This is a genomic window from Streptomyces sp. NPDC058157 (assembly GCF_042884105.1).
Lineage (GTDB): Bacteria > Actinomycetota > Actinomycetes > Streptomycetales > Streptomycetaceae > Streptomyces.
In genome coordinates this window covers 1-7,354 of the sequence record NZ_JBHVUQ010000287.1, presented here as the reverse complement: position 1 = coordinate 7,354, position 7,354 = coordinate 1, and the positions used below count along the sequence as shown (strand labels likewise).

The window sequence follows — 7,354 nt, the reverse complement described above, 5'->3', positions numbered from 1 at the left end:
GCCCCGGCGCGCGCAAAGTGGCGTCCATGGCCGGACGGTACGGTCCGCGGGACCCGGGCCGGGCCCGGCGAACCGTTCCACCGCCGCGACCTTCCTACGATCGGGGGACGGCCGCGGCCGCGATCCCCTCGACCTCGGTCCCGACCGGCGCCAGCAGGAAGACGTTCCGGTCGACCCGGTGCATCCCGCTGCCCAGCCCGAAGACCACGCCGCTGCTGAAGTCGAGGATCCGCTTGGCCACTTCGGTGTCCGCGCCGGTGAGGTCCAGCAGGACCGGGATCTGCGCGATCAGGTACTCCGCCACCTCCCGCGCGTCGGCGAAGATCTGGACCCGGATCACCACGAAGCGCCGCTGCTGTTCCGCCGCGGACGCCCCGGCGGCCTTGGGGATCGTGCGGTGGTCCACCCGGGAGGGCCATTCGTTGCGACTGCGCAGCGGTACCACCTGCGCGAGTCCCTCCCACTGCTCGTCGGTGACGTCGTACCTGCTCACCGGGCCCCCTCGGCCGTGCGCTTCATGTGCATCCCCCCATCCTCTCGTGTTTCACCCGTTCGGCCCAACACCGACACGAAGCACGTAGGGTCGCCGCCATGACCAATGGCGACGAGGTCCGCACGTTACGCGACGTCGCGGGTGCGGGTCCCCTCCGGCGCGCCGCCGCGGGGGTGTCCGGCGCGGGTGCCGGGCGGCCGTCGCGGCGCGAGGACGCGGTCCGCAACCTCGTCCAGATCCTCGCGGCCGCCGAGCAGTTGTTCACGGAGCGGGACCCGCGCAGCGTGACGATGGACCAGATAGCCAAGGCCGCCGGGGTGGGGCGCGCGACGCTCTACCGCCGTTTCCCCGATCCGCCGGCGGTGGCCGCGGCCCTGCTCGACGAGCACGAGCGCATCCTGCAGGGCCGGCTCGCCTTCGGCCCGCCGCCGCTGGGCCCCGGCGCGCCCCCGGCGCAGCGGCTGGCGGCCTTCTACGCCGCCGCCGTGGACCACCTCGAACGGCACCTCCCGCTGACCCTGGGCATCCGCCCCGGCCCGGCCCGCTTCGCCGCGGGCGCGTACCGGAACTGGCGCGTGCACGTGCGGTCCCTGCTGGTGGAGGCCGGCTCCCCCGATCCCGACGTCAGCGTGGACGCGCTGCTGAGCCCGCTCGCCCCGGAGGTCTACCAGTTCCAGCGGCACACCCTCGGCTTCCCGCCCGAACGGATCGCCGAGACCCTCGGGCGGCTGGCCCGCGGGGTACTCCCCGAACCACGGATGGGTTAGGTTAGGCATACCTAACCCGCTATCCGCTGGACGAGGGAGAGATCCGCATGCGCCTGCCCGGTGCCCCCGCCGCCACGCCCGCCGCCGCCCGGCCCACCGACGCCGAACGGGTCCGCTCCGTCCTGGCCGCCGCCCACTCCATGACGGTGGTCGTCGACGGCGTGCGCCACGAGGTCCGCCACCTCGACGACGGCGACCCGCTCGGCCGGCTCCATCTGCACCCGGCGGCACCCTCCGCCGGGCACCCCGCCTCCCTCCTCGGCGAGGGCCGGCCCTCCATCCGGCTGGAGTTCACCGACATCGCCCCGACCCCGGTCCGCGACCGGGTGCGGGCCCGCGTCACGGTGCTCGGCCACCTGCTGAGCCCGTACGACCAGGAGGCCGGGCCGGACGCCGGCACCTGCGTGGAATACGGCCAGGCCGTCCTGGAGACCGCGGAGGGGACCTCGTACCTCGGACTGGACGAGCTGGACGGGGCCTGGCCCGACCCGCTCGCCCCCTACGAGGCGGGCATGCTGACGCACCTCCTCGACGAACACCCCGAACTGGTCACCCTGCTGCTGCGGCTGGTCCGGCCCCGCCCCACGGCCGCCGTCCTGCGCGCGCTGCCGCTCGCCCTGGACCGGTACGGGATCACCCTGCGCCTGGAGGAGCGCTCCGGGCACCGGGACGTACGGCTGCCCTTCCCCTCGCCGCTCGACGACGTGGAGCAGTCGGGCGCGCAGATCCAGGCCCTGCTCAGCGCGGCCCGGCGGCGCTCGCACCCCAACACCCTGCCCGCGTGAGCGCCCCGCGCGCCTGAGGACTGCCGGACGACCACCGAACGACCACCCGACGACCGCTGGAGGACCGCTGGAGGACCGCCGGAGGGCGGGAACCGGGCGGAACACCTTCCCCCGCACCCTTCGTTGCCCCCTACATGAAGGCAATCACCTACAGCAGCTACGGAACTCCCACCGCCCTGGAGCTCGTTGAGGTACCCGAGCCCAAAGTGGGTCCCGGCGAGGTGCTGATCCGGGTCAGGGCCGCCGGGGTCAACCCCGTGGACTGGAAGCTGGCCGCCGGCTTCCTCGGGCACGTCCTGGAGGTCCGCCACCCGGTGATCCCGGGGTGGGACGTGGCCGGAGTCGTCGAGGCGGTCGGCCCCGACACCGACGACTACGCCGTGGGCGACGAGGTCTACGGGTACGTCCGCAAGGAATGGGTCCAGCTGGGCACGTACGCGGAGCTGGTCTCGGCCCCCGTGCGCACCCTCGCCCGCAAGCCCGCGACGCTCTCGTTCGAGGAGGCCGCGGGCCTGCCGCTGGCCGGGCTCACCTCCTACCAGGCCGTCACCCGCGCCGGGGTCGGCGCCGGGCAGACCGTCGTCATCCACTCCGCCGCCGGCGGGGTCGGCTCGCTCGGCGTCCAGATCGCCGTCGCCCTCGGCGCCCGGGTCATCGGCACCGCGAGCGCCCGCAACCACGACTACCTGCGCTCGCTCGGCGCCGAACCGGTGCTCTACGGGGACGGCGTGGCCGAGCGGGTCGCCGCGCTGGCCCCCGAGGGCGTCGACGTCGGGCTCGACTTCTACGGCGAGGGCGGCGTCGAGCTGCTCCAGTCCATCGTCCGGCCGGGCGGGCCGGTGATCTCCGTCGCCGACAACGACGCGGGCGAGAAGGGCGCCAAGCACATCTGGGCGCGCTCCTCGGCCACCGACCTCACGCGCCTGGCGGAGCTCGCCGACACCGGGAAGATCACCGTCAAGGTGGGGCACGTCCTGCCGCTGGCCGAGGCCGGCCGGGCCTGGGAACTCAGCGCGGCGGGCCAGGCCCGCGGCAAGATCGTCCTCTCGGTCTGACACCTCCTCCCCGCAGGCGCGCCCGGGGGCGGGTGGAGTTCCGCACTCCGGCCGCCCCCGCGCAGGGCACACGCCCGGCCCCGCCCCTCCTCAGGAGGTGATCGGCTTCCCCCCGTCGGCGCCCAGTGCGGGCCCGATCGCCCTCAGCGAGCCGGGGGTGCGGCCGTGGCCCCAGCCGATCTCGCGGCGGTAGCTGCCGAGCAGCCCCCGCCCCGCCAGGCCGTCCTCGTCCCGCACGGCCGGGTCCTCGGGCAGCGGCCGGGTCAGCGGGGACACGAAGAGTGCGTCGACCGGGCAGTTGGCCTCGCACTGGAAGCAGGTCTGGCAGTCCTCCTGCCGGGCCAGGAGGGGGATCCCGTCCGGGCCGCGCTCGAAGACGTCCGTGGGACAGACCTCGACGCACTTGTCACAGGCGATGCACCGCTGCGCGGAGACCAGTTCGATCACGCCGCCACCTCCGCGGGCCGGGTCCACACCCGGTCGAGTCCGCCGGTCAGGATCCGGTGGTGCAAGGCCGGGTCCTGGTCCGGATGGTCGAGCCGCCTGGCCATGCCCCGGCTCTCGCGGCGGGCCAGCGCGGCCGCGTACATCCACCGCGCGTGCGCCGTCATCGCCGCCGCCTCCCGTGCCTTGACCAGGCCGGCGCCCTCACCGTGCAGGGAGTCCCGCAGCGCGGCCCAGGCCGTATCGAGGGCGCGCAGGGACCGGGCGAGCCCGTCGCCGTGGCGCAGGTAGTTCTTGTCGTACGGGAGCACTTCGCCCTGTACGAGGTCCACGGCCGCGCGGTGGCCGGGAGAGGCGGCGGCGGATCCGCCGGGGCGGAGCCCCGCTCCGCCCACCCCGCGCACCGGCCGGGAGGCAGCGCCCCCGGAGCCGAGCGCACGCGCATGCCGGGCCGCACCCAGCCCGGCCCAGCTGCCGGAGGAGATGGCCCAGGCGGCGTTGTGGCTGCCGCCTCCGGTGAAGCCCCCGCAGATCTCCTCGCGGGTGGCCGCGTCCCCGGCGGCGTACAGGCCGGGAACGCCCGTGGCGCAGTCGTCGCCGGTGATCCGGATCCCGCCGGTGCCGCGCACGGTGCCCTCGGCCAACAAGGTCACGGAGAAGCGGTCGGTGAAGGGGTCGATGCCGAGCCGGTCGAAGGTGAGGAAGAAGTTGGGCTGGGCGCGGCGCATGGCGGCCCGCGCGTCCGGGGCGGCACGGTCGAGGCGGGCGTACACCCGGGCGCCGGTGAGCAGTTCGCGGGCGATGGCCGAGCGGCCGCCCTGGCTGGCGGCGCCCTCCAGTTCCGCGCCGTCCTCCCGGTAGAAGGTGGCGAAGGAGTAGAAGGCGGTCTTGGTGACGGAGGTTCCCTCGGGGGCGATGCCGTAGGCGTTGGAGAACTCCATTCCGGAGAGCTCGGCCCCGGCCTCGGCTGCGAACAGGGCGCCGTCACCGGTGTTGGTGTTGGTGCCCAGGGCCCCGCTGAGGAAGGCGCAGCCGCCGGTGGCGAGGACGACGGCGCCCGCCCGGACCCGGTAGTGCTCGCGGGCCTGGCGGCGGTATCCGGCGGCGCCCGCCACGGCTCCGTCGGCGGTGGTGAGCAGCTCGGTGACCGGGCTGTGGTCGAGGACGCGGACCCCGGCGCGCCGGATACGGACGCGCATCCGCCGCATGTACTCGGGGCCCTGGAGGCCGCCGCGGAGCTGCCGGCCGTCGGGGCCGGCCGGGAAGGGGTAGCGGCCTTCGACGGCCAGCTCGTCGATCCGCTCGTACGTCTCGTCGAGGACGCGGGCCATCCAGCGGCGGTCGGCGAGGTAGCCGCCGAGGCCTTCGCGGGAGGCCATGGCTGCCTCGCGGGCGGCGGGCTCGGGCGGTACGTACCAGACGCCGGTGCCGCCCGCGGCCGTCGCCCCGCTGGTGCCGCAGTAGCCCTTGTCGGCGAGGACGACGGACGCCCCGGCCCCGGCGGCCTTCAGGGCGGCCCAGGTGGCGGCCGGACCCCCGCCGACGACGAGGACGTCGGCGAGGTGGTCCGTGGCGGGGCCGCTCACGCGCGGTTCCGGGCGTACCGGTTGGCGGGGCGCGGCAGGCCGTAGTGGTCGCGCAGGGTGCTGCCGGTGTACTCGGTGCGGAAGAGGCCGCGGCGCTGGAGGATCGGTACGACGTGGTCGACGAAGTCGGTCAGGCCGGTGGGCAGGACGGGCGCCATGATGTTGAAGCCGTCCGCGGCGCCCTGGGTGAACCACTCCTCCAGCTGGTCGGCGATCTGCTCGGGGGTGCCGGCGTGCACGCGGTGGCCGCGGCCCGCGCCGAGGCGGGCGATCAGCTCGCGCAGGGTGAGACCGTCGCGGCGGGCGAGTTCGGCGACGAGGGTGAAGCGGCTCTTGTTGCCGTTGATGTCGCGTTCCTCGGGGAGCTCGGGCAGCGGGCCGTCGAGCGGGAGGCCGGTCAGGTCGGTGCCGAGCATGCCGGAGAGCTGGGCGAGCCCGTACTCGGGGATCTGGAGCTCGGTGAGCTCCTGCTCCAGCGCCTTCGCCTCGGCCTCGGTGGAGCCGATGACGGGGGCGATGCCGGGCAGGACGAGGAGGTCCTCCTCGGCCCTGCCGTACCTGGCGAGGCGGGACTTGAGGTCCTTGTAGAAGGTCTGGCCGTCGGCGAGGGTCTGCTGGGCGGTGAAGACGGCCTCCGCGTACCGCGCGGCGAACTCCTTGCCGTCCTCGGAGGAACCGGCTTGGACGAGCAGCGGCCGGCCCTGCGGCGAACGGGGCACGTTCAGCGGTCCGGCGACGGAGAAGTGCGCGCCGCGGTGGGCGGCCGGGTGCAGCTTGTCGGTGTCGGCGTAGACGCCGCGCTCCTTGTCGAGGACGATCGCGTCGTCCTCCCAGCTGTCCCAGAGCTTGGTGGCGACGTCGAGGAACTCGCGGGCGCGCTCGTAGCGCACCGCGTGCTCCAGGTGTTCCTCGCGGTTGAAGTTGCGGGCCTCGTCGACGGTGCCGGAGGTGACGATGTTCCAGCCGGCCCGGCCGCCGCTGATGTGGTCGAGGGAGGCGAACTTGCGGGCCAGGTTGTAGGGCTCGTTGAAGGTGGTGGAGACGGTGGCGATGAGCCCCACGCGCGAGGTGACGGCGGCGATCGCGGACAGCAGGGTCAGCGGCTCGAAACCGCCGAGGGCGTTGTGGCGGGCCTTGCCCCACAGGGCGACCCCGTCGGCGAAGAAGATCGAGTCGAGCAGGCCGCGTTCGGCGGTGCGGGCGAGTTCCTGGAAGTACGCGACGTCGGTGACCCGCTCGGGGCTGGCGGCCGGGTGGCGCCAGGCGGCGTCGTGGTGGCCGGCGTTCATCAGGAAGGCGTTGAGGTGGAGGGTGCGGGGAGCTGTGGGCATGTCGGTTCCCTTGGGGACGGCGGGGCGGGTCAGGCGGGGACGCGCCAGAGGCTGAGGCGGCGTTCGACCGCGACCAGGAGCTGGTTGAAGGCCACCCCGATCACGGAGATCGTGACGATCCCCGCGTACATCTGGGGGATGGCGAAGTTGAACTGCGAGGCGTTGATCAGATAGCCCAGCCCCGCCTTGGCGCCGATCATCTCGGCGGCGACGAGGACCAGGATCGACACCGCTCCGGCCAGCCGGATGCCCGTGAAGACGGCGGGCACCGAGGCCGGGAGGATCACCTTCTGGAACAGCCTGGGGGTGGACAGGTCCATCGAGCGCGCCAGCCGGACCAGGGTGGGGTCGGCGTTCCCGACGGCGCTGATGGTGTTCAGCAGGATCGGCCAGACGCAGGCGTAGACGACGATCGACACCTTCGAGGTCTCCCCGATGCCGAGGAGGAGCACGAAGACGGGCAGCAGGGCGAGGGCCGCCGTGTTGCGGAACAGCTCCAGCAGCGGCCCGAGGAAGACGGCGACGGGGCGGTACCAGCCGATCAGCAGGCCGAGCGGGACGGCGATCACCACGGCGATGGCGAAGCCGCCGAACGAGCGGGTGAGGCTGGCCCCGGTGTGCTCGCCGAGCTGCCCGTCGGCGAGCAGCTCCCACCAGGCCCGGGCCACCTCGCTGAAGGGCGGCAGGAACGTGGCGTCGACCAGCCCGAGGCGGGGCGCGGCCTCCCACAGCACGAGCAGGGCGAGCACCGCCGCCGAGCGCAGCAGCCCGGCCCGCAGCCGGCGCAGCACGGCGGTTGCCGCTCCGGTGCGGCGGGCGGGCGCCGCGGGCTGCGCGGATGCGGGGGCCGGGGTGGCCGGCCGCGGGCGGGCCCCGGCGGGCCGTGTCGGGCG

General features: G+C 74.5%; 8 protein-coding genes. 3 read left to right on the top strand and 5 right to left on the bottom strand.

The features are described 5' to 3' along the window. Window positions 1–94 precede the first annotated feature (94 nt). A complete protein-coding gene (locus tag ACFVXK_RS35800; RefSeq protein ID WP_389620660.1) occupies window positions 95–493 on the bottom strand; it encodes a cell division protein SepF in 399 nt (132 codons plus the stop codon). A 98-nt stretch (window positions 494–591) separates the two neighbouring features. Here ACFVXK_RS35800 and ACFVXK_RS35795 point away from each other — a divergent pair, with 98 nt between their 5' ends. From ACFVXK_RS35795 to ACFVXK_RS35785, 3 genes are all read left to right on the top strand, one after another. Next, complete coding sequence (locus tag ACFVXK_RS35795) at window positions 592–1,260, top strand: TetR/AcrR family transcriptional regulator (RefSeq protein WP_389620657.1); 669 nt, start codon at window positions 592–594, stop codon at window positions 1,258–1,260. 47 nt (window positions 1,261–1,307) lie between these two features. After that, on the top strand, window positions 1,308–2,045 hold the full coding sequence (locus ACFVXK_RS35790) for a DUF2470 domain-containing protein (protein WP_389620654.1): 738 nt from the start codon (window positions 1,308–1,310) through the stop codon (window positions 2,043–2,045). Between the two features lie 134 nt (window positions 2,046–2,179). Beyond that, entirely contained in the window at window positions 2,180–3,100 is a 921-nt protein-coding gene (locus ACFVXK_RS35785; RefSeq protein WP_389620651.1) for an NADP-dependent oxidoreductase, read from the top strand. A gap of 90 nt (window positions 3,101–3,190) precedes the next feature. Here ACFVXK_RS35785 and ACFVXK_RS35780 read toward each other — a convergent pair whose 3' ends face one another. The 4 genes from ACFVXK_RS35780 to ACFVXK_RS35765 all read right to left on the bottom strand — a co-directional run. Then, window positions 3,191–3,547 (bottom strand): 4Fe-4S binding protein, encoded by a 357-nt coding sequence (locus tag ACFVXK_RS35780; protein ID WP_389620648.1) that lies wholly within the window; start codon window positions 3,545–3,547, stop codon window positions 3,191–3,193. Beyond that, entirely contained in the window at window positions 3,544–5,130 is a 1,587-nt protein-coding gene (locus ACFVXK_RS35775) for an FAD-dependent oxidoreductase (protein ID WP_389620645.1), read from the bottom strand. Before ACFVXK_RS35775 ends, ACFVXK_RS35780 begins: the two co-directional genes overlap by 4 nt. Continuing rightward, window positions 5,127–6,461, bottom strand: coding sequence for an LLM class flavin-dependent oxidoreductase (locus ACFVXK_RS35770; protein ID WP_389620642.1), 1,335 nt, complete (start codon window positions 6,459–6,461; stop codon window positions 5,127–5,129). Before ACFVXK_RS35770 ends, ACFVXK_RS35775 begins: the two co-directional genes overlap by 4 nt. Before the next feature lie 29 nt (window positions 6,462–6,490). Further along, window positions 6,491–7,354: ABC transporter permease (locus ACFVXK_RS35765; protein ID WP_389620641.1), on the bottom strand; the 864-nt coding region annotated here is incomplete at its 5' end.